Below are 26816 nucleotides of genomic sequence, written 5' to 3' on the forward strand. Positions count from 1 at the left end.
ATGACCGCACAGATCCTCGACGGCAAGGCCACCGCCGCCGCCATCAAGTCCGAACTCGCGATCGAGGTGGCCGCGCTCAAGGAGCGCGGCATCTCGGTCGGGCTGGGCACTGTCCTCGTCGGGTCCGACCCGGGTTCGCAGTGGTACGTCGCCGGGAAGCACCGCGACTGTGCCGAGGTCGGCATGGAGTCGATCCGACGCGACCTGCCCGAGACGGTCTCGCAGGAGGAGCTCGAGGCCGTCCTCGACGAGCTCAACGCCGACGAGAGCTGCACCGGCTACATCGTGCAGCTGCCGTTGCCGAAGCACATCGACACCGACGCGATCCTCGAGCGCATCGATCCCGAGAAGGACGCCGACGGGCTCCACCCGACCAACCTCGGTCGTCTCGTGCTCAACGTGAACCGCCCGATCCACACGCCGCTGCCGTGCACGCCGAAGGGCGTCATCGAGCTGGTGGAACGCCATGGGATCAGCTGGGCGGGCAAGCACGTCGTCGTCGTGGGCCGCGGGGTCACCGTCGGTCGCGCGATCGGCCCGCTGCTCACCCGTCGTGAATACAACGCGACGGTCACGCTGACGCACACCGGAACGGTCGGACTCGACGACATCCTCCGCACCGCCGACGTGATCGTCGCCGCGGCGGGCGTCCCCGGGATCGTCACGCGCGATGCCGTGAAGCCCGGCGTGATCGTCCTCGACGTCGGTGTGAGCCGCGAGACCGACCCCGAGACCGGCAAGTCCCGGGTCGTCGGCGACGTCGCCCCTGACGTGGCCGAGGTCGCCTCGTGGATCAGCCCGAACCCCGGTGGTGTCGGCCCCATGACCCGCGTCGGTCTCCTCGCCAACGTCGTCCGCATGGCCACCCCCTAACCCAGCCCGCGAGGGGTCCCGTTTGGTTGGTGTGCGCGGCGTGCCGCTAGCCATTCGGGACCCCTCGTGAGCGCAGGGCCTGGGCCACACGGTCGGCGATGAGCGACGGAGTGCCGAGGTGCGATCGGTTCACGCGGATGACTCGCCAACCGGCGGCCATCAGGCGGTCCAGCCGGTCGATGTCCCGGAACGCCTGGCTTTCCGTCGCGAAGTGGACGGCTCCGTCGTACTCGACGAGCACTCGGTGCTCGGGATACACCAGGTCTCCGAGCGCCAGGAAGGCGCCGTCGTCATCGACGATGACGCGATTCACGTGCGGTTCGGGAAGACCAGCTTGAACGAGCGACAGCCGGAGCTTGGTCTCTTGCGGTGAGTCCGTTCCCGGACGGATCGACAGGAGCGCCTCCCTGAGCCGCTTCGCGCCGCGTCGCCCGTTCATGCGTGCGAGCCCACGGATGAGTTGCGGCATCGTCGCGAGCGGGTCCTGGCGCCCGACCAGTGCATCGCCGATCATGATGAGTTGACCGAGCGACAGCGTGTTGCCGAGCTGACACCAGACATCGACAGCGGTGGAAACCGGAACCCCGCCCAGTATCGCGGTCTCCCAGTGTGACCCGTCGAGCTTGTGCCCGACGACCGCCGCTCCCTTCGGCGCTCGCTGTGGAGCCGCTGCCGAAACATGGATGGGACCGTTCTCCAGCGGCAGCGGCAGCGGGAGTTCCCAGAGCGAGGCCGCGAACGTGTGGCTGAAGAACTGACCAGGTAACAAGAGCGGGGCGTACGTCAATGCCCGTTCGTGCGCCGATTTCGCATCATGAGCGACGTGAACGCCGTGATGCGGATGTCGGAGATCGCCAGCTCGCAGACGGGCCCTGGTCACGCCCAGGGTGCGGGCTTCGTGAGCCGTGAAGGCTCGCTGGGCAAGGGGTTCGGGCAACGAGTCGCGGACAGCCATCCCCTCAGCCTGACCACTGAAAGGACCCCGCCGCCGAAGTTCCTCACAAGCTGCCCGCGAGGGGTCCCGAATGGCTGGTGGTCAGGCTGTTCGACCAGCCATTCGGGACCCCTCGCGGGCAGGGGAGGGGAAGGTCAGGATTCTCGGGTGGCTCCGGCGGCGGGGCGGACGGGGAAGATGGTCGGGGCGGTGAAGGACGCCTCGGCGAACGCCGCCGTGACCGCCTCCGCCACGGCCGACGCCAGGGCGACGGGGACCAGGGCGATCGCCGCACCCCCGAAGCCACCACCGGTCATGCGCGAACCGATCGCACCGGCGGCCATCGACGTCTCGACGGCCAGGTCGAGTTCCGGCACCGAGATCTCGAAATCGTCACGCATCGACGCATGCGAGGCCACGAGCAGCTCGCCGATCGACGTCGGGCCGTGCTCGCGCAGGGTCCGGACGGTGTCGAGGACCCGCTGGTTCTCGGTCACGACGTGACGGACGCGACGGAAGGTCTCGTCGTCGAGCAGCTCACGAGCGCGCTCGAGGTCGCCGACCGTGACGTCACGGAGCGAGTCGGCGCCGAGTGCTGCGGCCCCCGCCTCGCAGGACGCCCGACGTGCGGCGTACCCGCCGGAGACGTGGGCGTGCTCGACGCGCGTGTCGATGACGAGCAGCTCGAGGTCGTGCTCCTCGAAGCCGAGGGGGATGACGTCGGTCTCGAGCGAGCGGCAGTCGAGGAAGACGCCGCAGTCACGCCGGCCGAGGAGCGACGCCGACTGGTCCATGATGCCGGTCGGAGCACCGACCGCCCGGTTCTCGGCGAGCTGGCAGATCTTCGCGAGCGTCCGGCGGTCGTGGTCGAGGTGCCAGATCTCGGTGAGTGCGACGGCGACCGAGGCCTCGATGGCCGCGGAGGAGGAGAGGCCGGCCCCGACCGGGACGTCGGAGTCGATGTAGATGTCGACCCCGGGCACCTCCTGCAAGGGTGCGCCGAACTGGCCGAGCGCCCACGCGACGCCGAGCGGGTAGGCGGACCAGCCGTGCAGTGCGTCGGGATCGAGCGCGCGCACCGAGACCTCGACGATCTCGGGCGAGAAGCTGCTCGACACTCGGATGCGGTCGTCGTCGCGACGCCGGACGGCTGCGACGGTGCGGCGGTCGATCGCCATCGGGAACACGAAGCCGTCGTTGTAGTCGGTGTGCTCGCCGATGATGTTCACGCGGCCGGGCGCGGTCCAGAGGCCGTGCGGTTCGCTGCCGAAGGCGTTCTCGAATCCGCTCGTGGCGGTGCGCTGCAGGTCGGTCATACGGGGTTCTCCTCGTCGGCTGCGGCGATCGCGGCGCGCAGGGCGGTGGCGGTGGTCTCGGGCGGGACGTCGCCGATCCAGGCGCCCATGGCGGCCTCGGAGCCGGCCAGGTACTTCAGGCGGTCGGCTCCACGACGTGGGGAGGTGAGCTGCAGGTGGAGTCGGAGCTCGTCGCGGTGGACGCGGGTCGGCGCCTGGTGCCAGGCGGCGATGTACGGGGTCGGGGTGTCGTACAGGGCGTCGACTCCCCGCAGCAACCGCAGGTAGAGACCGGCGAGTTCGTCCCGTTCTTCGAGCGCGGTCGCGGCGAAGTCGGGCACGTGCCGGTGGGGGAGCAGGTGTACCTCGATGGGCCAGCGCGCGGCGAACGGGACGAACGCCGTCCAGTGCTCGCCGGCGAGGACGACGCGCTCGTCAGCCTGCTCCGCGGCGAGGATGTCGGCGAAGAGTCCGGGACCGTAGGCCTCGCTCGCGGCGATGAGCCGCTGCGTGCGCGGGGTCACGTAGGGGTAGGAGTAGATCTGTCCGTGCGGGTGGTGGAGGGTGACACCGATCTGCTCGCCACGGTTCTCGAAGGGGAACACCTGCTGGATCGAGTCGATCTGCGACAGTGCGTGCGTCCGGCGGGCCCACGCTTCGATCACCGTGCGCGCCCGGGTGCGGGACAGCGAGCCGAAGGAACCGGTGCTCGACGGGCTGAAGCTCACGACCTCGCATCGGCCGACCGAGGTGCGCGTCCGGCCGATTCCGACCGTCTCGAGGTCGGCGAGGTCGACCGGTGCGTTCTCGTCTTCGAGCAGCGGTCCGAAGGACGGCGACTTGTTCTCGAAGACCGCGACGTCGTACTGGTCGGGGATCTCGGAGGGGTTCGAGGGGCTCGCGGGCGCGAGCGGGTCGAGGTTCGCGGGTGGCAGCATCACGCGGTTCTGGCGGGCGGCGGCGATCGAGATCCACTCACCTGTGAGCGGGTCCTGGCGCATGGATGCGGTCGGCGGTCGTGGGGCGAGTTCGCGTGCGTCGGGCAGGCGCTCCGCAGGCAGCGTCGTGTCGACGTCGTCGAAGTAGATGAGTTCGCGACCGTCGGCGAGGCGCTGGGTCGAGCTCGCGATCGCCGGGTCGATGACGAAGGTGTCGTCGAGTGGGGGCATGGGGATCCTCAGAATGGGTTGTCGAAAGGAAACGTACAACGTTTCGCCTTGAAAAGTATAGGCAAGTCAGCGAAGATTCAAGCATGTCCGACGACGAGCCGATGCAGTTGCCCGCCCCACTGCGACGCGACCGCATCCGCGAGCTCCTCGATGCGCGCGGCTTCGTGCGCGTCGCCGACATCTCCGACGACTTCGGCGTCTCCCGGGTGACCGCCCGGACGGACCTCGACACCCTCGTCGACCAGGGCGAGGCCGTCCGCGTGCACGGAGGTGCGATGCCCGTGCAGGGACGCGGCGCCGTGGAGTCGCCGATCGAACTCGCGACCGCGACCTCGGCCCACGCGAAGCAGCGGATCGGTGAGGCGGCGGCCGCGATGGTGCGCTCCGGTCAGAGCGTGATCGTCGACGTCGGCAGCACCGGCCTCGCCCTCGCCCGCGCGCTCAAGGCTCGCCGCGACCTCGCCGACGTCGTGGTCATCACGAACGGCCTGACCATCGCGCTCGAGCTCGAGTCGGAGATCCCGAGGTTCTCGGTGATCGTCACTGGTGGATCGCTTCGGCCGCTCCAGCATTCGCTCGTCGATCCGCTCGCCGGTTCGCTACTCGGCCAGGTCCACGCCGATCTCGCCTTCATCGGGTGCAACGGTGTCGACGCAGGCCATGGCGTGACCAACGTCAACCTGCCCGAGGCCGAGGTGAAAGCCAGGATGGTTCGCGCGGCCGAGCGGGTGGTCGTGGTCGCCGATGCCTCGAAGCTCGGTGTGCGGCAGCTCGGCCGGATCGCCGGGCTCGAGGCCTTCGACGCCCTCCTGACCGACGACGGGGCCGCGCCCGAGACCATCGCACTCCTCCGGGAAGCGGGACTCGCGGTGACGCTGGTCCCACTCGGCGACTGACCTCGCGCCGCGTCCCGCGGCGTCCCGGCACTCGCGCGCCGACGGCCCGATGCGGCAGCATGGTCGCATGAGTGATCGAGCGCATCCTGCCGTGTCCATCGTCGAGCAGACGCTGCGCGATCGCGGGGCTCAGGGCGAGGTCACCTGGCTCGACGATGCTGCACGAACGGCAGCGCTCGCAGCGGAGGCCTTGGGGATCGAGGTCGGGGCGATCGCGAACTCCCTCGTGTTCACGCTCGACGGCGAGCCGACGCTGATCCTCACGAGCGGCGCCCACCGTGTCGACACAGCCTGGGTCGGCGAGCGGCTCGGTGGACGGCTGAAGCGTGCTGACGCCGAGGTCGTCAAGGCGGCGACTGGACAGGTGATCGGTGGCGTCGCGCCCGTCGGTCACCCGGAACCGATCCGCACCTATGTGGACGAGGCGCTCGCTGCCTACCCGGAGGTCTGGGCCGCAGCCGGCCATGCGCACACGGTGTTCCCGACGACCTTCGAGGAGCTCGTGCGAGTGACCGGCGGGCAGGTCATCGCGGTGGAGCCGCCGACGGATCCTGCGGGGTCGCCGGCAGCTGCGTCGGCGTAGCCACCGGAGCGGCCATGGCGGCCGGCGGCGTCCCCTGCTGCTTCGTCACCCGGCTCGGCGGCAGCGGAGCCGTCGCGGTCACGCCGTTCCTGCGCCCCCACCAGGTGCTCACGACGGCTGCGGCGACGCAGAGCGCCATCGGGATGAGCATGAACGGTCCGCCGGCGCCCTCGCCTCGCTCGAAGACCTGGTCGGTCTGCGACATGAGGGCCGTGGGGACGAGGAGCAGGACGTTGTTCGTCGCATGGATGAGCACCGGCGCCTCGAGACCACCGGTCCCGCGGGCGGCGAAGGACATCGAGGCGCCGAACACGAAGTAGTAGGCGATGAGCCAGGGGTCGCCGGCGAAGTGCACCGAGGCGAAGACCGCGCCGGAGACGACCGTGCCGACGAGGAACGCGGTCATCGGTCGACTGAACCAGGATCCGACAGAACGCTGGATGAGGCCGCGCGCCCCGTACTCCTCACCGGCCGACTGCAGTGGCGTCGTGAGGATCACGACGGCGAGCATCGCGATCATGGTGCCGTCGACGACGATGGGCTCGAGCGGGGAGAGCAGGACGGACGCGCCGACGTACACGATCCACACCGGGACGATGATGAGCGCAAGGCGCCCGAGCCAGCACCAACGGAAGCGCCCCTCCACCGAGGACAGCCACCGTGGACGGACGCCGAAGATCGCCCACTGGATGAGCATCGACACCGGGATGAGCGCGGCGAGCGACAGGTTGTTCGCGAGCATCGTCACCGGCGTCAGGGTCATGAGGCCGTTCGCGACGTAGTCGAGCGTGTGCGCCCCGGTGGCCACGTCCACGATGAGCGCGATGCCGCCGAGCGCGATCGAGAGGATCAGGAACCCCACGACGAGCAGGAGGAGCGCGAGTGCGCCACGCTACCAGGCCGGTGCGGCGCGGAGGGCGTGGTCGTACGTCGCGAGCTGCGGCTGGGGCACGGCCGGATCGACGGGCGTCGAGGCCGGCATCGTCGAGGGTGATGGCGAAGGCGTCTGCGGGTGCTGTCCAGGATTCGTCATGCTGCCAGGGTAGGCAGCCGTCGCGGCAGGACGCGTCCCCCGAGCGATGGACGACGAGCGACGGATGGCCCGTGATCGGCCTGGTCCCGAGCGCTCGACGGTGGGAGACTGACCGGTATGGCCGGACATCGCATCTTCACGACGAGCTTCGCCAGCGTGTACCCGCTCTACGTCGCGAAGGCGGAGCGGAAGGGCCACACGAAGGACGAGGTGGACCAGGTCATCACCTGGCTCACGGGATACGACGACGCAGCGATCGAACGGGTGCTCGCCGACGGTACCGACTTCGAGACCTTCTTCGCCGAAGCGCCGGCGATGCACCCCAACGCGTCGCTCATCACGGGCCTCATCTGCGGCATCCGCGTCGAGGAGATCGAGGATCCCCTCATGCAGCGCGTCCGTCAGCTCGACAAGCTCGTGGACGAGGTCGCGAAGGGGAAGAAGATGACCTCGATCCTCCGCGCCTCCGCCTGACCGCCGACCGCGTGGCCCTCCGTTGACGCAGACGGCCGCCGCGCGAGTGCGCGACGGCCGTGTGCTCGGAACCCGGTGGGATCAGTGCGCGAGCACCGGTTCCGCTGACGCCTCCGGGGCGTGGTGCAGAGCGAGTCCCTGGTTGCGTCGGCGGAACAGCAGTGCCGCCGTCACGGCGCCGACCGCGAAGAACCCGGCACCCCAGAAGTAGGCGGTCTGGTAGCTCTGGATCGCAGCCTGCGCCAGCACCTCGGGGGTGGGCGGCGCGTTGTCGGTCACGTAGGCCGTGGCGGCGCTCGCCGCGAGGGTGTTGAGCAGCGCCACACCGATCGACCCGCCGACCTGCTGGCTCGTGTTGACCGTCGCCGAGGCGACCCCGGCGAACGCCCGGTCGACACCGAGCGTCGCGGTCTGCATCGAGGCGGGCATGATCGATCCCATCGCGAAGCCGAGCACCATGAGCGCCGGCATGACGTTGCCGACATAGGAACTGTCGAGGTCGAGTCGGGTGAGGAGGAGCATGCCGATCGCCCCGAGCGTCATGCCGAACGGCACCATGACCTTCGGCCCGAACCGCGGGACGAGGAGGTTGGTCCCCAGCTGTGCGGCGAGTACGAGCATCGCGATCATCGGGAGGAAGGCGAAGCCCGTCTGCTGCGGTGAGTAGCCGAGCGAGGCCTGCAGGTAGTACGTGACGAAGAGGAAGATGCCGAACATCCCGGCTCCGGCGATCATGACCGAGATGAACGCGGCACCGCGGTTGCGGTCGAGGACGATCGACAACGGGAGGAGCGGATGTGCCGCCCGACGCTGCCAGAGGACGAACACGACGAGGAGCACGGCTGCCGCGGCCAGGAAGGCCCAGCTGAGCGGTGAGTCCCAGCCGTCGGTCTCGGCATTGGCGAAGCCGTAGACGAGGCTGAACAACGCACCCGAGACGAGGATGGTGCCCGGAACGTCGAGCTTGGGGCGGGGGCTGGTCGTCTTCGGGGTGGTGATGAAGAGGACCGCCCCGACGATGGCGACCACGGCGATCACGACGTTGATGTACAGGTTCCAGCGCCAGTCGAACTGCTCGGTGAGGAATCCACCGAGGAGGAGACCGACCGCGCCACCTGCGCCGGCGATCGCGCCGAAGACGCCGAACGCGCGGGCGCGCTCCTTCGGGATCGTGAAGGTGGTCGTGAGCATCGCGAGCGCGGTCGGTGCGAGGAGGGCGGCGAAGACGCCCTGGAGTGCCCGCGCGGCGACGAGGGTGCCGAACGAGTCCGCGGCGCCTCCGAGGGCCGAGGCGATCGCGAACCCGACGAGCCCGATGATGAAGGCCCGCTTCCGGCCCATGAGGTCGGACAGGCGTCCGCCGAGGAGCAGCAGGCTGCCGAAGGCGAGCGAGTAGGCGGTGACGATCCACTGGCGGTCGCCGTCGGAGAATCCGAGGTCTGCCTGGGCGGCGGGCATCGCGATGTTCACGACGGTGGCGTCGAGCACGACCATGAGCTGGGCGAGGCCGACGGTGACGAGCGTCCACCAGCGGCGTGAGGAGACGGCCGGGGTTCCGGCAGTACTGTTCGAAGTCATGAGCAGGAGCATATACGGAACCGAAGAGTTTCGAAACCAAACAGTTCCAGAACTATGAAGTTCCTGAACTATGCTGTTCCGGGAGACGAAAGGGAGGTGGGCCGCGATGACGCAGCTCGAGACTCCGATCGACGCCCCGAAGCTCGGACGCAAGCGTGACCACTCCCGCGACGCGGAGATTCTGGAGGCGGCGCTCGACGTCCTCGCTGACACGGGCTACGCCGGGATGACGGTCGACATGGTCGCCGCGCGGGCGAAGGCCGGCAAGGCGACGCTCTACCGCCGATGGGCGTCGAAGTCCGAACTCGTGATCGACGCGGTCGCCTGCATGAAGCAGATCGATCCCGACTTCTCGAAGCTGCCCGACACCGGCTCACTCCGCGGCGACCTCGTGGCGATGATCAAGGCGCCGTCCATCGCCGAGGGCGAGCGCAAGATGCGCGTGTTCGCCGGCGTGATGTCGATGATCTCGGATGCCCCGGAGCTCACCGAGTCCATCCATGCGGCGATCGTGGAGCCGCGCATGGCCGTCAACCGCTTCCTGTTGCAGCGCGCGATCGACCGCGGAGAGATCCGCGCGGACGCCGATGTGGAGACCCTTGCGCTGATCAGCCAGGCGATGGTGAGCTATCGCGTCCTCATGCTGCGGGAGCCGGTGACACGTGACTTCCTCATCTCGGTGATCGACGGCGTCATCATCCCGGCCGTCCGGAAGTAGCTCGATGACCGACGGACCCGCCCGATCTCGAACCGGGCTGCTCGATCGCGCGGCACCGGTCCACCTCGGGACACCGGACGCCCCACTGCGCTTCACTGGTTTCCGCGAGCCCGGTGGGCGCCACCTCATCGTCGATGGCGCGGAGGCGTTCGAGTTGAGCTTCCCGTGCGGAAGCTGCGCGCTGCTGTTCCGTCGTCTGGACGAGGGTGCTCGGGCGCTCGCCGCAGACGCACTGCACGATCACCTGGACGAGGGCGTGCCCGCGATCGACGATCCTTCGTTACGCGACCTCGTGTCGACGATCCTGCCCGAGGGGACCTATCTGCCGCTCCTGATGTCCATCGAGCCCGTTCTGGTCGCTCCGGGTGACGATCACGACTACTTCTCGCGGGAACAGGTCGCGCACCGCGGCATCGACCCCACGCTGGGTGCGCCGGAGGACCCGGCGACCGGCTACTACCGCGGCCCGACCCGGACGACCGGCGATCACGAGACCCTCTTCGAGTTCCTGGTGCCGATGGTGCCGCCCGGTTGGAACGACCGCGAGCGCGTGGCCTCGTACGAGGAGCGGCTTCGGGCCGGGGGAGCGGCGACCGTGCTCGCGGTCTCCGTGCTGGACCGGACGCAGCCGTTCGACAGCGCTGACGCCCACACGGGTCTCGTGCACTTCGTGCTCGACGGCCACCACAAACTGGAGGCAGCCGCGCGTCTCGGCGTCCCCGTCACGGTCCTGTCGTTCGTCTCGGTCGACGCGAGCCTTGCGGACGAAGCGACGGTGGCCGGCCTCCCGGAGCTGCTCGCGCGCTGATCACGGCGCGTGTGTGACCGGGTGGATCACGCAGTGCTGGATCCCCCGATCCCTGCGTGACCCACCGGTCGAGGCGGTGAGCGTCGCAAACCCCCGTCGCGAATACACAGTCCACTGAGGCGTGGACTGCGGCGGCATCACCTCCACCAGTGTGTCACGAATAAGTCGTTCGTACCAGTTATCAAAAAGAGGTCGGCTGTGCGAGCTCCGAGCCTCTAGGCTGAGGCCCCGACCGGCCACGGTCGACGGATACGGCGCCGATGGATCGGAGCCGGAACACAGGCTGCCCGAGGAGGCCAGGATGCCGGGGACGCGACGAACGCCCACGCAGGAACGCGGACAGGTGACGCAGGACGCGATCGTCGAGGGTGCCGCGACCGTCTTCGACCGCATCGGCTACGGGAACGCGAGTCTGTCGATGATCGCGGAAGCGTCTGGGATCTCGCAGGGGTCCATGTACTTCCACTTCAAGTCGAAGGAGCAGATCGCCCTCGCGGTCATCCACGAGCAGCACGACCGGTCGATGCCCCTGATGGAACGGGTGTCGGAACAGTATGACGGGGTCCTCGAGCGGCTCATCCGGGTTTCGCGCGCCATCGTCGATCAACTCGAGAACGACCCGGTGGTCCGTGCCGGGATCAGACTCACGCTCGATGAGGGTTCGCTGAGCCAACCGGCCGGCGCGTTCTACGAGGACTGGATCTCGGGGACGGCCGCTCAGCTCGACGTGGCGCTGCAGGCCGGGGACCTGGAGAGTTCGATGTCGGCACCGGAGCTGGCCCGCACGCTGATCGGATTCTTCACCGGTGTCCAGCTCACCGCCCAGGCGACGGTCGGGCGCTCGGACATCGGAGCGTCGGTGGACCGCATGTGGCGGCTCGCGATCGACGCCATCGTCCCCGCGGCGCAGTGGGCCGAGGCGACGCGGGTCCGGGAGGACGCATTCGGCGCTGCGGGCGATGTGCGCCCGACACGACCTGCCACGTCGATGTAGCGACCCACGCCGGGGGATGGGCGGGCGACGACCGTCTATCCCGATGTGACGCGTTCGAGTACCGCGTCTGTGGTGGGCCCGGTGGGGCTCGAACCCACGACCCGCGGATTAAAAGTCCGATGCTCTGCCAACTGAGCTACAGGCCCATACGCGCTCTACTCTACGAGATTTCGACGGCACCCGTTGACGCGCAGGTCGGGGCCACAGGGGGAGTATCGCCCAACGGGGCGAGTACCGTTGTCGGGTGCGCGAAGCGCGTCGCAGGGAGGAGCAGGCATGACCGAGGGATTCCATCGTCCGACGAAGCTGCCGCCGTCGATGCTCGAAGCGATCCAGGGCGGTCTCGACCCCGAGGCCGTGTCGAGGATCACGCACGAGACGGCCGTCGCACTCCTCACCCGGGTGCGGGCGGACCCGGACCCTGCCGTGGTCGACCGCCTCGTGACGTACACGGACGAGCACGGGATCGACGCCATCGCCGAACTCTGGTCGCACGCCAGCCCGCGGAGTCTCCCAGGAGCCCTCTGGCGCATCTACCTGCTGCGCCTGCTCATCCGGCAGGACCCGGTGGGGACGAGCTTCAGCTTCCAGCGGGGCACCGAGCTCATCACCACCGTCGACCCCGTGATCGCCGGCGCGGCCGAGCCGACCGGGCCGGAGGAGATCATCGTCCTCGCCGACCAGATCCTCCGTGGGCTGTACACCGGCGACTTCGCGATCGCCCTCGAGCGGGCGGCGTCCTTCTGCCGGATCAACGCGGTCGGCTGCACCTCCCTCGCGGACGACCGGGATGCGGTCGACCCCGCAGACGCCGCGAGACTCACCACGAAGGCCGCACGGTTCAGCACCATCGCCGAGGAGCTCGCCGGCTGCGCCCGATTGTGGCGCACCGACTCCCTCGACTGATCCGGGCGCGCTGGTCAAGGCCCTCGACCTGGGAATGTCCACAGGTGTTCCCTTGCTACACTGTTCAAGCCGGGCCGCAGTAACCCCGGGCTCCAAAAATCGCCGCTTCGAGCGGCCTTGCGCCGAGAGGCGTTTCTGCGGCCTGGCACTTATTTTCTCCGGAGGTCTTCGCCCTCCTGCCGCCTGTTCCGTGATGACACCGGAACTGGGGTGGCGAATCCGGTCGATTCCTCCAATCGGATCCCGGGTCGGCACCGAACTCCGTGTATGACCGCCGCACTGTACACGCAGACCCGACCTCGGGTGGGCGTCGCGCAAACGGCCGGTGTCCGTGAGAAGCTAAGACTTGTGACCACGGGACCGGAAGCCGACGCTGCACCGCAGGTATCTTTGGCGAACGTGCTCGACGCGCTCCTCATCCGCGTGGCCGGCGGCGACCAGGTCGCATTCAGCGAGCTGTACGACCACATCGCGCCGCGGGTCCTCGGACTCGTTAAGCGGGTGCTCGTCGACCACGCGCAGTCCGAAGAGGTCACCCAGGAGGTGTTCCTCGAGGTCTGGCAGAACGCCCAGAAGTTCGAGGCGGGCAAGGGTACGGCCACGACCTGGGTGCTCACCATGGCCCACCGTCGTGCGATCGACCGCGTGCGGGCCTCACAGGCCGGACGTGACCGCGATCTCAAGATCGGCATCCGCGACTTCGACGAGCGTGTCGACAACGTGCAGGAGACGGTCGAGATCCGGATCGAGCACGAACGCGTCAAGCGGGCCTTCGTCCGGTTGAGCGAGCTGCAACGCGAAGCTGTTTCGCTCGCTTACTACGGCGGCTACAGTCACAGCGAGATCTCGAACCTGCTCGGCGTGCCCATCGGTACGGTGAAGACCAGGTTGCGAGACGGAATGATCAGACTTCGAGACGAGTTGGGGGTGCGTACATGACCGAGCGAGACGATGCAACAGACCTGGCAGCCGGAAACGCGCTGCACACCCTGACCCCGCGCGAGCAGGAGCGGTTCAACCGCCTGCGCGCCGAACACGAGTCCGTCCGCGAGGAAGCGGCGGAATTCGAGGAGACCGTCGCCATGCTCGACCTCGCAGCACCTCCCGTGCAGCCGTCGGCAGCGCTCAAGAACTCGCTCATGGCTGCGATCCAGAACTTGCCGCAGCTGCCCGCTGACGCCCCCGTCGACGCTCCTGTCGCCGAGGTGCAGGCGCTTCCGACCGCGGTTCCAGACGTCGATGAGGCGCCGGTGTCGACACCGATCGCCACGCCGGCCCCCGCAGCAGCCACCACCCCGGTGGTCGGTGCGGCGGAGCGCAAGGCCGCCTCACGGTGGCGTCGCAGTGCCGTCGGCATGGTCGTCGGCGCCGCAGCAGCGGTCGGCCTCATCTTCGGCGGTGTCGGACTCGCGAACACCTTCGGTGGCGGATCCCTCACGCAGACGGTCGCGCTCGCGGAGATCAACGCGGCATCCGACGTCCAGCGCGCCAAGGTGTCCATGGACGATGCGACGGCGACCCTCGTCTGGTCGGGCGAGCTCGGCAAGTCCGCCCTGCTCGTCGACGGACTCGGCTCACTGCCGTCAGACAAGGTCTACGAACTCTGGTACATCGGCGAGGGAGGCCCGGTCTCGGCCGGCACCTTCTCCGCAGCGAACGGCACCACCTGGCGGGTCCTCGACGGCGCCATGAGCGCAGGCGACAAGGTCGGCGTGACGGTCGAGCCGCAGGGCGGCTCCAAGCAGCCCACCACCGACCCGATCATGGTCATCGAGACGGCGTAGTCCGTTCCCTCCGTCCTGAGCCTGTCGAAGCGCGGACTTCGACAGACTCACCGACCTGCTGCAGACGACGACAGCCCCGCCCGGGAATCCCGGGTGGGGCTGTCGTGATGCCGGCGTCAGATCAACCGAAGCGACCCGAGACGTAGTCCTCGGTCGCCTGGACGGACGGCTTCGAGAACATCGTCGTGGTGTCGTCGTACTCGATGAGCTTGCCCGGCTTGCCGGTGCCCGCGATGTTGAAGAACGCGGTCTTGTCGCTGACGCGGCTCGCCTGCTGCATGTTGTGCGTCACGATCACGATCGTGTACTCCTGCTTGAGTTCCTCGATGAGGTCTTCGATGGCGAGCGTGGAGATCGGGTCGAGGGCCGAGCACGGCTCGTCCATCAGCACGACGTCGGGGGAGACGGCGATGGCGCGGGCGATGCAGAGACGCTGCTGCTGACCACCGGAGAGACCGGAGCCCGGCTTGTCGAGGCGGTCCTTCACCTCGTTCCAGAGGTTGGCGCCCTGGAGCGAACGCTCGACGAGCGCGTCCTGGTCGGACTTCGACATCTTCCGGTTGTTGAGCTTGACGCCCGCGAGGACGTTCTCCTTGATGCTCATCGTCGGGAACGGGTTCGGGCGCTGGAAGACCATGCCGACCTGACGGCGGACGAGGACCGGGTCGACGCCCGGGCCGTAGAGGTTGTTGCCGTCGATCAGGACCTCGCCCTCGACTCGTGCGCCGGGGATGACCTCGTGCATGCGGTTCAGGGTGCGGAGGAAGGTCGACTTCCCGCAGCCGGAGGGGCCGATGAACGCGGTGACCGTGCGGGGCTGGATCTGGAGGGAGACGCCCTCGACAGCCATGAAGCTGCCGTAGAAGACGTTGAGGTCGTTGACTTCGATGCTCTTGGACACGGGGTTCCTTTGCTCGCGGCCTAGCGGCCGAACTTGGGGGCGAAGATCTTGGCGATGAGTCGGGCGATGAGGTTCAGCGCCATGACGATGAGGATGAGGACGAGCGCGCCGGTCCAGGCGCGGTCCACGTAGGAGGCCCCGTCGGTGCCCTGGTTCGCGTACTGGGTGTACACGAAGACCGGGAGGGTCATCATCGGGCCGTCGAAGAGGTTGTAGTTCATGCTCTGGGTGAAGCCGGCGATGATCAGGAGGGGCGCGGTCTCACCGATGACGCGGGCGACGGCGAGCGTCACGCCGGTGATGATGCCGGCGATCGAGGTCGGGAGGACGATCTTGAGGATGGTCAGCCACTTCGGCACACCGAGCGCGTACGAGGCCTCGCGCAGTTCGTTCGGAACGAGCTTCAGCATCTCCTCGCTCGACCGCACGACGACGGGGATCATGAGCAGCGACAGCGCGATGGCACCGCCGATGCCGAGCCGGACGCCCGGGCCGAAGAAGATCGCGAGGAGGGCGAACGCGAACAGGCCGGCGACGATCGACGGGATGCCGGTCATGACGTCGACCAGGAAGGTGATGCCCTGTGCCAGCCGTCCACGGCCGTACTCGACGAGGTAGATGGCGGTCAGGATGCCGATCGGGATCGAGATGACCGACGTGGCCAGTGTGATGAGCAGCGTGCCGGTGATGGCGTGCAGTGCGCCACCGCCCTCACCGACGACGTTCCGCATCGACAGCGAGAAGTAGTTGAGGTCGAACCGGGCGGCGCCGGCCGAGATCACCGTGATGGCGACCGAGACGAGCGGCAGGAGCGCGATGACGAAGGCCGCGGTCACCAGGGTGGTGAGCAGGCGGTCCTTGGCCTTCCGGCGACCCTCGACCATGAGTGACGCGACGTACACGGTGACCGCGTAAAGTGCGGCGCCGAGCACGACGGCCCCGGGGACGTTGTAGCTCTTGTCGGCGGTCGACTGCTGCAGCAGCAGGAAGATGACACCGCTGACGATGAGGCTGCCCGCGAGGATCGTGAGCGGTGCGAACTTCGGCAGCTTGCCCGCGGTGAGCGAGTTGGAGAACGGCGTGGCGATGGACGCCTGACGGCGGTCGGTCGTGGCGGTCATCAGTTCGCTCCCGAGAATTCTTTACGACGGTTGACGATGAGTCTGGCGATGAAGTTCACCACGAAGGTGATGATGAACAGGATCAGGCCGGTGGCGATGAGCTTGTTCACGTCGATGCCGAAGGACTCGGGGAAGTTCAGGGCGATGTTCGCCGCGATGGTGTTCGGGTTGCTCGAGGTGAGCAGGAAGAACGAGTAGACGGCGGCGGGGGAGAGGACGAGGGCCACAGCCATCGTCTCGCCGAGTGCTCGTCCGAGGCCCAGCATGGAGGCGGACACGATGCCGGGACGGCCGAACGGCAGGACCGCCATCTGGATCATCTCCCAGCGCGTCGCGCCGAGCGCGAGTGCGGCCTCCTCGTGGAGCTTCGGGGTCTGGAGGAAGATCTCCCGGGAGATGGCGGTGATGATCGGGATGATCATGACCGCGAGCACGAGGGCGACAGTGAGGATCGTGCGACCGGTGCCGGACACCGTGCCACCGAAGAGCGGGATCCATCCGAGGTTCTCGGACAGCCAGGCGAAGAAGGGCTGGACGAACGGCGCGAGCACGAGCGCGCCCCAGAGGCCGTAGACCACCGACGGCACGGCGGCCAGGAGGTCGATGACGTAGCCGAGGGCGACCGCGAGGCGACGCGGCGCGTAGTGCGTGATGAAGAGGGCGATCCCGAGCGAGAGCGGCACGGCGATCGCGAGGGCGAGGATGGCCGCCCAGATGGTTCCGAAGACGAAGGGGCCGACGTAGGCCCAGAAGCTCGTCGGGGCACCCGTGAACGACGACGAGTCGGCCGTGAGGGCGGGGAACGCCTGGACGATGAGGAAGATCGCGACCGCCGCCAGAATGACGAGGATGAGTGATCCCGAGACGAGGGAGAGCGTCGAGAAGACGCGGTCGCCGACTCGTTGCTTGGCTTTGGGTCTCGCAGCTAGGGCCTCGACAGCCATTGGTTCCCGTTCTCTCGATGCGATGGTGGTGCCCCTCGACAGGCTCGGGGAGCGGGTACTGCGGGTACTGCGGATGCTGGTGACGCAGGTCGAGCGTGCCGGGCAGGACCCGGCACGCTCGACCGTTGGACTACTTGATGGTCGCGATCGCGTCCTGGACCTTCTTGGCGAGGTCGGCGGAGAGCGGCGCAGCACCGGCCGACTTCGCAGCCTCTTCCTGGCCGGCGTCGCTGGCGATGTAGCCGGCGTAGGCCTTGACGAGGTCGGCGACCTTCGGGTCGGCGTACTCCTGGCAGGCGATGAGGTAGCTCACGAGCACGATCGGGTAGTGGGTCGCGTCCGTGGTCTCGCGGTCGAGCTTGATGGCGATGTCGTTCGCCTCGCGGCCTTCGACGAGCGGCGAGCCCTCGACGACGGCGGCAGCACCCTCGGCGCTGTACTCGACGAACTCCTCGCCGACCTTGATCTTCGCGACACCGAGGTCGCCGGCCTTCGATGCGTCGGCGTAGCCGATGGTGCCGGTGCCTCCCTTGACGGTGTCGACGACACCGGAGGTGCCCTTGGCGCCCTCACCCGACTGGAACGGGAAGGTGTCGGCCGGCTCAGCGGTCCACACGTCGGGTGCGTTCTTGCCCAGGTAGTCGGCGAAGTTCTTCGTCGTACCCGAGTCGTCGGAGCGGTGGACGGCGGTGATGGCCGTGGAGGGGAGCTTCGCGTCGGGGTTCAGTGCGACGATCGCCGGGTCGTCCCAGCTGGTGATCTGACCCGCGAAGATCTTCGCGATGGTCGAGGCGTCGAGGTTGAGCTCGTCGACGCCCTCGATGTTGAAGATGACCGCGATGGGGGAGATGTAGACCGGGAGGTCGATCGCCTTGGTGTCCGCTGCGCATGCGGCGAAGGTGCTCGTGAGTTCCTCGTCGGACAGCGCCGAGTCGGAACCGGCGAACTGCACACCGCCGGCGATGAACGCCTTGCGGCCGGCGCCGGAGCCGTCGGGGGAGTAGTTGATGGTGACGTCCGGGTTCGACGTCTGGAAGGCGGCGACCCAGGCTTCCTGGGCGCTGCCCTGCGACGACGCGCCGCTACCGGCGAGGCTGCCCTTGAGGTCGCTGGCGGCTGCGCTCGTGGCGGTGGCGCCGCCTTCGTTGGCCGCGCAGGAGGTCAGTGCGACGGCTGCGACTGCTGCTACGACCGCGACGCGGCCGAAACGTGAGAACTTCACAGGGGTGTCCATTCATTGGTGTGGGTGCGAGCCGGTGCTGGCTCGTCAGTGACGCTAACCACGCGGCATGACGAGCATCCCCCGTGATGGTAAACAACGGGTGAACGGATATCGACGGCTTCATGGCGGCCGACGTGGCGACGCCGCGAATGCACCACGAACGGCCCCTGTTCAGGGGGGGGGGGGGGCGCACGGACGGGTCAGACGCGGGGTTCGTGCGTCTCGATCGCGATGATGCCGGAGCTCGGATTCGTCCGGGAGAGGTGCACGATGGAGAACGCCCCGGTCTCGAGTGCGGCGGCGCTGCCGAGGTAGGAGCCTCGGGTGGACCCGGTGGCGAGCGCGATCTCGTGCAGGATCTCGGGGAGGACCGGCCCGTGGCTGCAGAGGATCGCCGTCTTGAGCGCCCGGACGCGGCGGCCGACGACCCGGCGGACATCCGATTCGCCCCGCTCGTAGGCGTCCTGGCTGATGAGGTCGGAGCGTTTCGGCTCGATGCCCGCGGCCGCGGCGATCGGACTGACGGTGCTGACGCAGCGCACGGCCGTGCTCGTCACGATCTTGCGAGGGCCGAAGGCCAGCAGGGTCGGGACGTTCCCCGCGGCCTGCTTGACGCCGCGCGGCGCCAGCGGCCTGGTCGCGTCCTCGCCCGACCATTCGGAGGGGGACATGGCTTTCCCGTGGCGCATCGCGATGAGGGCGAAGGTGGCTGTGACGCCTTCGTCGACCAGCGCGGCGAAGGCGTCGAGGATCTCCACGTCGCGCTCGTAGCTGAGGTAGCTCCGTGCCCGTTTGATGGTGACCCACTCCAGCGCTGCGACCTCGCCGTTCGGGATGAACGTGCTCTCGCGGACGGCCTGGTCGGTGACCTCGGCCGACCAGTAGTGGACGATCTTCTCGCGACCGCTCGACAAGGGGTACGTGGAGACACCGAGCGGCACACCGAGGTGGACACTCAGGCCGGTTTCCTCCTTGATCTCCCGCACGGCCGTCTGCGCGAGCGTCTCTCCGGGATCGACCTTGCCCTTGGGGATCGTGACGTCGCCGTACACCGTGCGGTGGATGACGAGGAGGTGGACCTTGCCGTCGATGAGACGCCAGCACACGGCACCGGCTGCGTAGATTGCCGTCGTCGTCATAGTCACTGCCTCGTCGTGTCGTGGTGCTCGGGTGGGTCGCGGTGCGAAGTCGTCAGCGACGGTTCCTCGGCCGGCGGCGGGCCGCGGTCTCGAGCATGAGGGAGTCTTGCAGATCCGTGAGCGGTCGTCCGTCAGCGTCGACCGCGTGGCGCGTCCAGACACCGTCGGCGTCGAGCCACCACGACGACGTCTGCTCGTCGAGGGCCTGCTCGAACATCGCGGCGGTCGCCTCGAGGTGCTTCGGGTCGGTGAGCCTGACGAGCGCCTCGACGCGGCGGTCGAGGTTGCGGTGCATCATGTCGGCGCTGCCGATGAACACGTGCGGGTCGCCGTCGTTGTGGAACGAGAAGATGCGCGAGTGCTCGAGGTACCGCCCGAGGATGGAGCGCACGCGGATCGTCTCGCTCATCCCCGGCTGGCCGGGCTTCAGCGCGCAGATCCCGCGAACCCACAGGTCGACCGGGACCCCCGCCTGGCTGGCCCGGTAGAGCGCGTCGATGATCGACTCGTCCACCATCGAGTTGACCTTGATGCGGATCCCCGAGGGCTTGCCCTCCTCGGCGTTCGTGCGCTCCTGCTCGATGTGCTTGAGGAGGCCCTTGCGCAGGTGTCGCGGCGCGACCAGGAGTCGCTTGAACTTCTTCTCGATCGCGTACCCGGACAGCTCGTTGAAGAGGCGGGTGAGGTCTTTGCCGACCTGGTCGTCGGCCGTGAACAGACCGAGGTCCTCGTAGATGCGGCTCGTCTTCGGGTTGTAGTTGCCCGTGCCGATGTGGCTGTAGTGGCGCAGGACGCCGCGTTCCTGCCGTACGACGAGCGCGAGCTTGCAGTGCGTCTTCAGCCCGACGAGCCCGTAGACGACGTGGACGCCGGCCTTCTCGAGCTTCCTGGCCCAGGAGATGTTGTTCTGCTCGTCGAACCGGGCCTTGATCTCGACCAGCGCGAGGACCTGCTTGCCGGCCTCCGCCGCGTCGATGAGTGCTTCGACGATGGGGCTGTCGCCCGAGGTCCGGTACAGGGTCTGCTTGATCGCGAGCACGTGCGGGTCGGCGGCGGCCTGCTCGATGAACGCCTGCACGCTCGTGGCGAAGGACTCGTACGGGTGGTGGACCAGGACGTCCTCACGGGCGATCGACCGGAAGAGGTCGGGCTTGCCGTTGGGCTCGTCCGGCTGGAACTGCAGCGCCGTGGTCGGGACGCGCTTCGGGTACTGGAGGTCCGGGCGGTCGATACCGGCGAGGCTGAAGAGTCCGCCGAGGTCGAGCGGCGAGGGCAGACGGTAGACCTCCTGCTCGGTGATGTCGAGTTCGCGGACGAGGAGTCCGAGGGTGACATCGTCCATGTCGTCGGTGATCTCGAGCCGGATGGGCGGCCCGAACCGACGACGCAGCAGCTCCTTCTCGAGGGCCTGGATGAGGTTCTCGGTCTCGTCCTCCTCGATCACCATGTCCTCGTTGCGCGTGACGCGGAAGACGTGGTGGTCGACGATCTCCATGCCGGGGAAGAGGTGGCCGAGGTGGTTGGCGATGACCTCCTCGAGGGCGATGTAGCGCACGCTTGGAGCGGTGTCCAGCGACGCGGAACGGCGCTCCGCCGGACCGACGCGGACGAAGCGCGGCATCATCTGCGGGACCTTGAGCCGGGCGAACTCCTCGCGCCCGGTGCGGGTGTTCCGCACTCGGACCGCGAGGTTCAACGACAGGCCGGAGATGTAGGGGAACGGGTGGGCTGGGTCCACCGCGAGCGGCATGAGCACCGGGAAGACCTGGTTGCTGAAGTACTCGCTGAGGTACTCGCGGTCGGCTGCGTCGAGTGAATCCCAGGTGACGACCGTGACGCCGCGTTCGGCGAGGTCGGGACGGACGAGGTCGTGCCAGGCGCGGGCGTGCCGTTCCTGCAGGACGTGCGCCTGCTGCGAGATCTCGGACAGGACGTCGGCCGGCGCGTTGCCGACGTTCGTCGGGACCGCCAGGCCCGTGAGGATGCGGCGCTTCAGGCCGGCGACCCGCACCATGAAGAACTCGTCGAGGTTCGAGGCGAAGATCGCGAGGAAGTTGGCGCGTTCGAGGACGGGCAGCGCCGGGTCTTCGGCGAGCTCGAGCACACGCTGGTTGAAGGCGAGCCAGCTGAGTTCGCGGTCGAGGTAGCGGTGTTCGGGCAGCGCGGGATCGTTCCGTTCGAACGCGGGGTCGAAGTCCTCTTCGTCTCCATCGAGGCCGACATCGAGCACGGTTGGGTCTGCTGGCATGCCTTCATCATGACACCGTGGCGGGGGTGGTCGCGACGACTGCGGTGAACACTGTGTAAATGCCGCAGCGCCACACCGCCGTGGAGGGGATCAGGCGTCGGTTCTCGCGTACTGCACGTCGATGGTGTGGTCGGTGAATCCGAGCGAGCGGTACAGCGACACCGCGGGGAGGTTGTCGGCTTCGACGTAGAGCGTGACCGCCTCCACCCGTCGATCCCGCAGGCGGGCCAGGCCGGCCTCCATCAGGAGTCGCCCGAGCCCTCGGCCGCTGGCCGCAGGGTGCACGCCGACCGCGTACACCTCGCCGACCGTGTCCTCGACCTTCAACCAGATGAACCCGAGGAGGTCGCCGTCGGAGCCTCGTGCGAGCAGGAAGTCGTCGGCGTCGAACCAGGACTCGGCCTCTCGAGCGCGGAGATCGTCGAGGGTCATGCGTCCCTGCTCGGGGTGGTCGGCGAAGGCGAGCGCGTTGACCTCGAGCCACTCCTGCTCGTCGACTCCCGGCCGGAACGTGCCGACCGTGACATCAGCGTGCCCGGCGGTGGCCGGTCGCGTGCGGCTCGCCGGTGCCTTGGTCAGGCGGAGCTGCAGCAGCGTCCTGATCGGCGAGAAGCCGAACTCCTGTGCGAGCACCCGGGAGGCGGGGTGGTCGCCGTGTGCCCAGATGCGCACCTGTGGGGGACAGTTGGCGAGGACGCCGCGCAGTGCGGCGCGACCGTAGCCGTGACCCCGCCACTCGGGCTCGACGACGAACTCGAGCTCGCCATGGCCGAGGATGGCCGCACCCACGACGGCGAAGTCGTCGGGGTCGACCGGCGGGTCCTGTGGTTCGACGGCGAGGATCAGCGTCCGGGCGCCGGAGGCGACGTCGATGAGCGACTGGTCGCTGAACGGCGGCTGGCCGTCGACGAGCAACGCCGTGCGCACGACGCGCTCGAGCGCATCCCGGGTGCGGGCGTCGTCGACGTTACGAACCGACAGCGTCAGCCGGGGCATGATCGTCCTCGTAGACGTTGAAGCGGTAGCCGACGTTGCGCACGGTGCCGATGAGCTGCTCGAGGTCGCCGAGCTTGGCGCGCAACCGGCGGACGTGGACGTCGACGGTTCGCGTGCCACCGAAGTAGTCGTAGCCCCACACCTCGCTCAGCAACTGCTCGCGCGTGAACACCCGGGAGGGGTGGGTCGCGAAGAAGCGGAGCAGTTCGAACTCCTTGAAGGTGAGGTCGAGCGGCTTGCCGTGGACCTTCGCGGAGTAGCTGGCCTCGTCGATGACGACGCCCGACGCCTGGATCTTGCTCGCCGAGTGCTCCTGCGAGGCGCGACCGATGGCGAGCCGGATCCGCGCGTCGACCTCGGCCGGCCCGGCGGATTCGAGGATGACGTCGTTCACGCCCCAGTCGGCGCTGACGGCCGTGAGGCCGCCCTCGGTCAGGATGAGGAGGAGCGGGACCGACAGCCCGGACGCACCGAGGATCTTGCAGAGCGACTTGGCACTCGCGAGATCCTGGCGGGCGTCGACGAGGACGAGGTCCGAACTCGGAGCGTTCACGAGTTGTGCGGGGTCGGCGGGGATCTGCCGGGTGCGGTGGCTCAAGAGCCCGAGGGATGGGAGGACCTCGGTGCCGACCATGGAGGTCAAGACCAAAATTTGCGCCACGCGCATCCTCCCGACTGAGTTTGGAACCATATTAGGCGAACGACCGCACCCCACGTCGCACCGGGCTCCGCCTGGTGGTCCGATGGCGTCCGCTCTGTGACAATGGGTCCGTGAGCGAAACCACTCTCTCCCCCCGGCTGCGCTGGATCAGCGTCGTCTCCATCTGGGCGCTCGCGCTCGTCGGCGTCGTCGTGTCCGGCCTGCTCTGGAGCCCGGGGGAGACCTTCTTCGGGCTGTCGGCCACGCTCGGCCTCTGCACGCTGGCCGCGTTCTCGGCACAGCTGTTGACGCGACAGAAGGTGGGATTCGTCGATCGGATGTCGACGAGCGTCACCGGCGCCGTCCTCATCCTCGCCATCGGCGGTGCCGTGTATGGCCTCATCGCCCTGGCCTCGGGGTAGACTTTCCCCATGCTGCTCGCTCTCGAAATCTTCTTCATCGGCTTGCTCGTCCTCGCCAGCCTCGCCATCGCGTTCACCGCGGTGGTCGTGCTGAAGAACCTGTACCGCGGTCAGCGCTAGTCCGGGTCCCTCGATGATCGAGATCCCGAGCGGCCTGCCGAGCGAACTGGTCCCGCTGTCGTGGCTCATCGGCGTCTGGGAGGGCACCGGCGTCATCGACTACCAGGTCGGCGACGAGACCGTGACCCGCGAGTTCGGTCAGCGCGTGAGCTTCAGCCACGACGGCCTGCCGTACTTGAACTACAACTCCTACACCTGGCTCCTGCCCGAGCAGCCCCCGCGCGAGGCCGAGGGGGCCTTGTCAACGGACGAGGACGCACTGTCGGACGACGCCGCTGCGGACGTCGCGCCTGACGGAGCCTCGGCGGACGAGTCCGGTGTGCCCGAGCCGCTCGTCACCGAGACGGGCTACTGGCGCCTCGAACGCCCGCTGATCGAGGGCGACCCCGGCCCGGGCATGCTCCCAGGGCAGGGCCCCCGCCCGTTCGGCACCGCGCAGTCGGTCGAGGCCCTGCGTACGTCGACCGGCGCCTTCCCCCTGCAGGTCTCGATCGTCCACCCGAACGGTGTGAGCGAGCTCTACCTCGGCCAGATCGACGGCCCGCGGATCGACCTCGCGACCGACGCCGTCGTCCGGACCGCTGGAGCCAAGGAGTACGCCGCCGCGACCCGCCTGTACGGTCTCGTCGAGAACCACCTGCTCTGGGCCTGGGACATCGCCGCCCTGGGACAGGACCTCCGGACGCACGCCTCGGCGCGCCTGGCCAAAGCCGACTGACGTGACCATTCCCAACGGAGCGGTCATGCCGGACGCGATTCCGGGCTCGCCCTTCCTCACGCTGCCGGGTGCCGTCGAACAGGCGGACGCCGTCGACCACGGCGTCCCCTCCCATTACGGCAGCCCGAACATCGAGCAGCGCCTCATCGCCAGCGGCAAGGCGATCGTCGACCTGTCGAACCGTGGCATCGTGACGGTCACCGGCCCCGATCGGCTGAGCTGGCTCAACTCCATCACGAGCCAGGAGCTGCGCTCGCTGTCCGCCGGCACCTCGACGGAGACCCTCTTCCTCGACCAGAGCGGCCGAATCGAGCACGCGGTCAAGCTGCTCGACGACGGCACGACCACGTGGCTCGTCACCGAGGCCGACGATGCTGAGCCCCTCCACGCCTGGCTCGACCGGATGCGGTTCATGCTGCGCGTCGAGGTGGCCATCGCGACCGAGCAGTACGCCGTGATCGGTGCGGCGGCGGGTCTCGCGGTCGAGGCCGCCGAGCCGAACGGCGTGCCGCTCGTCTGGCACGATCCGTGGTCCGAGGTCGCGGTCGGCGGGCATCAATACGCGACGGGTGAGCACCCGGGTGCAGCGTGGACATGGACCGAGACGATCGTCGTGCGCGAGCAGCTCGAGTCGCTCGTGCAGCAGGTCCGTGCGGGCACATTCTCCGCCGCGGGTTCGCTGGCCGCCGAGGCCCTGCGGATCGCCGCCTGGCGCCCGCGGTTGCAGTCCGAGGTCGACGAGCGGAGCATCCCGCACGAGCTCGACTGGCTGCGCTCGGCAGTCCACTTGAACAAGGGCTGCTATCGCGGTCAGGAGACGGTCGCCAAGGTGCACAACCTCGGGCACCCGCCGCGTCGCCTCGTCATGCTCCTCCTCGACGGCTCCGACGCGGTCCTGCCGCCGGCCGGTTCGAACGTGGTGCTCGTCGGCGACGGCGACGACACGACCCGGAAACCCGTCGGACGCATCACCTCGAGCGCGATCCACCACGAGTTGGGCCCGGTGGCGTTGGCGATCGTCAAGCGCTCCGCGGATCCGGCGGCCGTGCTGACGGTGGAGGCCGACGGCATCGATGTCGCGGCGTCGCAGGAGATCGTCGTGCCGGCGGATGCCGGGGCCACGGCGAACGTGCCGCGGCTGCCGCGACTCGGCGCCGTCCGGCGCTGACCCCGGTGGGGAAGGACGACGCCTCGGACCCGGGCGTACGGGTCGACCGATGGACCGCCGCGGTTCGTCGCCGCATCGCACTCGGCGACGCCTGGCATCGTCTCGTCGGATCCGTGCCGGCGGTGCTGCAGGTCAGCGCCACGGCGATCGGCGCGTACGCGTTCTCCCACTACGTGCTCGGGCACGCCGTGCCACTCCTCGCCTTGACCGTGACGATCTCGAGTCTCGGGTTCGTTCGCGACGCCCGCCCGATCCGGGTCCTCGAGACGGCCGTCGGGATGAGCGTCGGAATCGCGCTGGCCGAGATCCTGCTCCTCGGCTTCGGTCAGGGGACGTGGCAACTCGCGGTCGCGCTCGTGCTCACATTGCTCGTCGCCCGGTTCCTGTCGCCGGCGGCGTCGTTCGCGATCGCGGCGGCGGTGCAGTCCGTCCTCGTCATGCTCCTGCCGGTGCCTGACGGCGGCCCGTTCGTGCGTACGTTCGACGGACTGATCGGCGGGGTCTTCGCCCTGCTCGCGACCGCGCTCATCCCGCGCGACCCGCGCCGGAGCGCTCGCCGGGACGGCCAGCGGCTCATCGACGAACACGTCCGGACCCTCGCCTCGCTCGTCGCCGCCCTCCGTCTCGGCGACCTCGAGGAGGCGGACCGCGCGCTCGCACGGGCGAGGGCCACCCAGCCGGCCCTGGACGCGTGGCGCGGAACCCTCGACTCAGGGCTCGCCATCGCGCGCATCTCGCCGTTCCTCCGCAAGGCGGTGTTCGACCTCGAACGGCAGCGGACCATGCTCGACGGCATGGACCTCGCGACCCGCAACCTCCGGGTGATCGCCCGGCGCATCGACTACGTGTCGCGCGATGCCACGAGCCGCCCCGAGCTCGCGGACCTGCTCGCGCGGACCTCCGTCGCACTCGGCATCCTGTCGCAGTCGATCGGCGACATCGCCCAGCAGCCGGTCGCGAGGCAGTCCCTGCTGGAGATCGCGAAGCACCTCGAGCCGGTGGCCGTCCTCCCCGACGCCTCGGTCTCCGAGCAGGCGCTCGTGCTCGTGCTCCGGCCGTACCTCGTCGACCTGCTCACGGCCACGGGTCTGCCGACGCCGGAGGCGCAGGCGGCGCTGCCCTCGCTCTGACG

General features: G+C 68.7%; 28 protein-coding genes and 1 tRNA gene. 14 read left to right on the top strand and 15 right to left on the bottom strand.

The genetic code is table 11. From position 1 onward, the window contains the following. Window positions 1-873, top strand: a complete 873-nt coding sequence (locus IFR14_RS07110; RefSeq protein ID WP_071259424.1) for a bifunctional methylenetetrahydrofolate dehydrogenase/methenyltetrahydrofolate cyclohydrolase — start codon at window positions 1-3, stop codon at window positions 871-873. 46 nt (window positions 874-919) lie between these two features. Here IFR14_RS07110 and IFR14_RS07115 read toward each other — a convergent pair whose 3' ends face one another. The 3 genes from IFR14_RS07115 to galT all read right to left on the bottom strand — a co-directional run bounded on the left by IFR14_RS07115 (window position 920) and on the right by galT (window position 4271). Continuing rightward, the gene (locus IFR14_RS07115; RefSeq protein ID WP_191940669.1) at window positions 920-1660 is read right to left on the bottom strand and encodes an endonuclease domain-containing protein; all 741 of its coding nucleotides are present in this window, start codon (window positions 1658-1660) and stop codon (window positions 920-922) included. 302 nt (window positions 1661-1962) lie between these two features. Further along, on the bottom strand, window positions 1963-3123 hold the full coding sequence (gene galK, locus IFR14_RS07120) for a galactokinase (protein ID WP_191940670.1): 1161 nt from the start codon (window positions 3121-3123) through the stop codon (window positions 1963-1965). After that, window positions 3120-4271 (bottom strand): galactose-1-phosphate uridylyltransferase, encoded by a 1152-nt coding sequence (gene galT / locus IFR14_RS07125; RefSeq protein WP_191940671.1) that lies wholly within the window; start codon window positions 4269-4271, stop codon window positions 3120-3122. The genes galK and galT overlap by 4 nt, the downstream gene beginning before the upstream one ends. An 83-nt stretch (window positions 4272-4354) precedes the next feature. Between galT and IFR14_RS07130 the strand changes: the two genes are divergently transcribed. Continuing rightward, window positions 4355-5167, top strand: coding sequence for a DeoR/GlpR family DNA-binding transcription regulator (locus tag IFR14_RS07130; protein ID WP_191940672.1), 813 nt, complete (start codon window positions 4355-4357; stop codon window positions 5165-5167). Window positions 5168-5234: 67 nt separating this feature from the next. After that, window positions 5235-5750: a YbaK/EbsC family protein gene (locus IFR14_RS07135; protein WP_191940673.1), complete on the top strand. Its 516-nt coding sequence runs from the start codon at window positions 5235-5237 to the stop codon at window positions 5748-5750. Here IFR14_RS07135 and IFR14_RS07140 read toward each other — a convergent pair. Further along, on the bottom strand, window positions 5692-6612 hold the full coding sequence (locus IFR14_RS07140; protein WP_191940674.1) for a CPBP family glutamic-type intramembrane protease: 921 nt from the start codon (window positions 6610-6612) through the stop codon (window positions 5692-5694). The two genes, IFR14_RS07135 and IFR14_RS07140, sit on opposite strands and share 59 nt — an antisense overlap. Before the next feature lie 30 nt (window positions 6613-6642). Then, window positions 6643-6783 carry a hypothetical protein gene (locus IFR14_RS07145; RefSeq protein ID WP_191940675.1) on the bottom strand — a complete coding sequence of 47 codons (141 nt, stop codon included), beginning with the start codon at window positions 6781-6783 and terminating at the stop codon, window positions 6643-6645. 117 nt (window positions 6784-6900) lie between these two features. Here IFR14_RS07145 and IFR14_RS07150 point away from each other — a divergent pair, with 117 nt between their 5' ends. Then, window positions 6901-7257, top strand: a complete 357-nt coding sequence (locus tag IFR14_RS07150) for a DUF2200 domain-containing protein (protein ID WP_137242111.1) — start codon at window positions 6901-6903, stop codon at window positions 7255-7257. An 81-nt stretch (window positions 7258-7338) separates the two neighbouring features. Here IFR14_RS07150 and IFR14_RS07155 read toward each other — a convergent pair whose 3' ends face one another. Further along, the gene (locus IFR14_RS07155; RefSeq protein WP_249406898.1) at window positions 7339-8835 is read right to left on the bottom strand and encodes an MFS transporter; all 1497 of its coding nucleotides are present in this window, start codon (window positions 8833-8835) and stop codon (window positions 7339-7341) included. 106 nt (window positions 8836-8941) lie between these two features. On the opposite strand from IFR14_RS07155, the gene IFR14_RS07160 reads away from it, so the two are divergent. The 3 genes from IFR14_RS07160 to IFR14_RS07170 all read left to right on the top strand — a co-directional run bounded on the left by IFR14_RS07160 (window position 8942) and on the right by IFR14_RS07170 (window position 11355). After that, window positions 8942-9553, top strand: a complete 612-nt coding sequence (locus tag IFR14_RS07160) for a TetR/AcrR family transcriptional regulator (RefSeq protein WP_137242109.1) — start codon at window positions 8942-8944, stop codon at window positions 9551-9553. 4 nt (window positions 9554-9557) lie between these two features. Continuing rightward, entirely contained in the window at window positions 9558-10361 is an 804-nt protein-coding gene (locus tag IFR14_RS07165) for a hypothetical protein (RefSeq protein WP_191940677.1), read from the top strand. A 301-nt stretch (window positions 10362-10662) separates the two neighbouring features. Next, window positions 10663-11355 (top strand): ScbR family autoregulator-binding transcription factor, encoded by a 693-nt coding sequence (locus tag IFR14_RS07170; protein ID WP_137242107.1) that lies wholly within the window; start codon window positions 10663-10665, stop codon window positions 11353-11355. 70 nt (window positions 11356-11425) lie between these two features. Here the strand turns inward: IFR14_RS07170 and IFR14_RS07175 are convergent. Beyond that, window positions 11426-11501: transfer RNA gene (locus IFR14_RS07175), tRNA-Lys, on the bottom strand. Window positions 11502-11631: 130 nt separating this feature from the next. Here IFR14_RS07175 and IFR14_RS07180 point away from each other — a divergent pair. The 3 genes from IFR14_RS07180 (at window position 11632) to IFR14_RS07190 (ending at window position 14045) form a co-directional block, all read left to right on the top strand. Next, window positions 11632-12261 (top strand): DNA-directed RNA polymerase subunit beta, encoded by a 630-nt coding sequence (locus IFR14_RS07180; RefSeq protein WP_191940678.1) that lies wholly within the window; start codon window positions 11632-11634, stop codon window positions 12259-12261. A gap of 348 nt (window positions 12262-12609) precedes the next feature. Continuing rightward, window positions 12610-13200: an ECF RNA polymerase sigma factor SigK gene (gene sigK, locus IFR14_RS07185; protein WP_229940357.1), complete on the top strand. Its 591-nt coding sequence runs from the start codon at window positions 12610-12612 to the stop codon at window positions 13198-13200. Beyond that, complete coding sequence (locus IFR14_RS07190; RefSeq protein WP_191940679.1) at window positions 13197-14045, top strand: anti-sigma factor; 849 nt, start codon at window positions 13197-13199, stop codon at window positions 14043-14045. Before sigK ends, IFR14_RS07190 begins: the two co-directional genes overlap by 4 nt. A 121-nt stretch (window positions 14046-14166) precedes the next feature. Here the strand turns inward: IFR14_RS07190 and pstB are convergent, their stop codons facing one another. The 8 genes from pstB to IFR14_RS07230 all read right to left on the bottom strand — a co-directional run bounded on the left by pstB (window position 14167) and on the right by IFR14_RS07230 (window position 23277). After that, window positions 14167-14946, bottom strand: coding sequence for a phosphate ABC transporter ATP-binding protein PstB (pstB, locus tag IFR14_RS07195; RefSeq protein ID WP_056007815.1), 780 nt, complete (start codon window positions 14944-14946; stop codon window positions 14167-14169). Window positions 14947-14966: 20 nt separating this feature from the next. After that, window positions 14967-16067 carry a phosphate ABC transporter permease PstA gene (gene pstA / locus IFR14_RS07200; protein WP_137242105.1) on the bottom strand — a complete coding sequence of 367 codons (1101 nt, stop codon included), beginning with the start codon at window positions 16065-16067 and terminating at the stop codon, window positions 14967-14969. Then, a complete protein-coding gene (pstC, locus tag IFR14_RS07205) occupies window positions 16067-17011 on the bottom strand; it encodes a phosphate ABC transporter permease subunit PstC (RefSeq protein WP_064296608.1) in 945 nt (314 codons plus the stop codon). Before pstC ends, pstA begins: the two co-directional genes overlap by 1 nt. A 130-nt stretch (window positions 17012-17141) precedes the next feature. Next, entirely contained in the window at window positions 17142-18233 is a 1092-nt protein-coding gene (pstS, locus tag IFR14_RS07210; RefSeq protein WP_342365660.1) for a phosphate ABC transporter substrate-binding protein PstS, read from the bottom strand. Window positions 18234-18433: 200 nt separating this feature from the next. Further along, complete coding sequence (locus IFR14_RS07215) at window positions 18434-19372, bottom strand: NUDIX hydrolase (protein ID WP_191940681.1); 939 nt, start codon at window positions 19370-19372, stop codon at window positions 18434-18436. Window positions 19373-19424: 52 nt separating this feature from the next. Beyond that, window positions 19425-21620 carry an RNA degradosome polyphosphate kinase gene (locus IFR14_RS07220; protein WP_079705346.1) on the bottom strand — a complete coding sequence of 732 codons (2196 nt, stop codon included), beginning with the start codon at window positions 21618-21620 and terminating at the stop codon, window positions 19425-19427. A gap of 90 nt (window positions 21621-21710) precedes the next feature. Continuing rightward, window positions 21711-22616 (bottom strand): mycothiol synthase, encoded by a 906-nt coding sequence (mshD, locus tag IFR14_RS07225; RefSeq protein ID WP_191940682.1) that lies wholly within the window; start codon window positions 22614-22616, stop codon window positions 21711-21713. After that, entirely contained in the window at window positions 22588-23277 is a 690-nt protein-coding gene (locus IFR14_RS07230; protein WP_175116223.1) for a response regulator transcription factor, read from the bottom strand. The genes mshD and IFR14_RS07230 overlap by 29 nt, the downstream gene beginning before the upstream one ends. Window positions 23278-23387: 110 nt before the next feature. Here IFR14_RS07230 and IFR14_RS07235 point away from each other — a divergent pair, with 110 nt between their 5' ends. The 4 genes from IFR14_RS07235 (at window position 23388) to IFR14_RS07250 (ending at window position 26814) form a co-directional block, all read left to right on the top strand. Further along, a complete protein-coding gene (locus IFR14_RS07235; protein ID WP_064296602.1) occupies window positions 23388-23678 on the top strand; it encodes a hypothetical protein in 291 nt (96 codons plus the stop codon). 133 nt (window positions 23679-23811) lie between these two features. Further along, the gene (locus tag IFR14_RS07240; RefSeq protein ID WP_191940683.1) at window positions 23812-24516 is read left to right on the top strand and encodes an FABP family protein; all 705 of its coding nucleotides are present in this window, start codon (window positions 23812-23814) and stop codon (window positions 24514-24516) included. 25 nt (window positions 24517-24541) lie between these two features. Next, window positions 24542-25684 carry a CAF17-like 4Fe-4S cluster assembly/insertion protein YgfZ gene (ygfZ, locus tag IFR14_RS07245; RefSeq protein ID WP_191941269.1) on the top strand — a complete coding sequence of 381 codons (1143 nt, stop codon included), beginning with the start codon at window positions 24542-24544 and terminating at the stop codon, window positions 25682-25684. Window positions 25685-25689: 5 nt separating this feature from the next. Then, a complete protein-coding gene (locus tag IFR14_RS07250; RefSeq protein ID WP_191940684.1) occupies window positions 25690-26814 on the top strand; it encodes an FUSC family protein in 1125 nt (374 codons plus the stop codon). The last annotated feature ends 2 nt before the right edge of the window (window positions 26815-26816 follow it).

It is taken from the genome of Plantibacter sp. CFBP 8775 (assembly GCF_014839505.1).
GTDB classification, from domain to species: domain Bacteria; phylum Actinomycetota; class Actinomycetes; order Actinomycetales; family Microbacteriaceae; genus Plantibacter; species Plantibacter auratus.

Coding starts and splice junctions, on each gene's coding strand:
- IFR14_RS07110 (WP_071259424.1), top strand. CDS start 1: ATGACCGCACAGATCCTCGACGGCAAGGCCACCGCCGCCGCCATCAAG.
- galK (WP_191940670.1), bottom strand. CDS start 3,123: ATGACCGACCTGCAGCGCACCGCCACGAGCGGATTCGAGAACGCCTTC.
- galT (WP_191940671.1), bottom strand. CDS start 4,271: ATGCCCCCACTCGACGACACCTTCGTCATCGACCCGGCGATCGCGAGC.
- IFR14_RS07130 (WP_191940672.1), top strand. CDS start 4,355: ATGTCCGACGACGAGCCGATGCAGTTGCCCGCCCCACTGCGACGCGAC.
- IFR14_RS07135 (WP_191940673.1), top strand. CDS start 5,235: ATGAGTGATCGAGCGCATCCTGCCGTGTCCATCGTCGAGCAGACGCTG.
- IFR14_RS07145 (WP_191940675.1), bottom strand. CDS start 6,783: ATGACGAATCCTGGACAGCACCCGCAGACGCCTTCGCCATCACCCTCG.
- IFR14_RS07150 (WP_137242111.1), top strand. CDS start 6,901: ATGGCCGGACATCGCATCTTCACGACGAGCTTCGCCAGCGTGTACCCG.
- IFR14_RS07155 (WP_249406898.1), bottom strand. CDS start 8,835: ATGACTTCGAACAGTACTGCCGGAACCCCGGCCGTCTCCTCACGCCGC.
- IFR14_RS07160 (WP_137242109.1), top strand. CDS start 8,942: ATGACGCAGCTCGAGACTCCGATCGACGCCCCGAAGCTCGGACGCAAG.
- IFR14_RS07165 (WP_191940677.1), top strand. CDS start 9,558: ATGACCGACGGACCCGCCCGATCTCGAACCGGGCTGCTCGATCGCGCG.
- IFR14_RS07170 (WP_137242107.1), top strand. CDS start 10,663: ATGCCGGGGACGCGACGAACGCCCACGCAGGAACGCGGACAGGTGACG.
- IFR14_RS07180 (WP_191940678.1), top strand. CDS start 11,632: ATGACCGAGGGATTCCATCGTCCGACGAAGCTGCCGCCGTCGATGCTC.
- IFR14_RS07190 (WP_191940679.1), top strand. CDS start 13,197: ATGACCGAGCGAGACGATGCAACAGACCTGGCAGCCGGAAACGCGCTG.
- pstA (WP_137242105.1), bottom strand. CDS start 16,067: ATGACCGCCACGACCGACCGCCGTCAGGCGTCCATCGCCACGCCGTTC.
- pstC (WP_064296608.1), bottom strand. CDS start 17,011: ATGGCTGTCGAGGCCCTAGCTGCGAGACCCAAAGCCAAGCAACGAGTC.
- IFR14_RS07215 (WP_191940681.1), bottom strand. CDS start 19,372: ATGACGACGACGGCAATCTACGCAGCCGGTGCCGTGTGCTGGCGTCTC.
- IFR14_RS07220 (WP_079705346.1), bottom strand. CDS start 21,620: ATGCCAGCAGACCCAACCGTGCTCGATGTCGGCCTCGATGGAGACGAA.
- mshD (WP_191940682.1), bottom strand. CDS start 22,616: ATGCCCCGGCTGACGCTGTCGGTTCGTAACGTCGACGACGCCCGCACC.
- IFR14_RS07240 (WP_191940683.1), top strand. CDS start 23,812: ATGATCGAGATCCCGAGCGGCCTGCCGAGCGAACTGGTCCCGCTGTCG.
- ygfZ (WP_191941269.1), top strand. CDS start 24,542: ATGCCGGACGCGATTCCGGGCTCGCCCTTCCTCACGCTGCCGGGTGCC.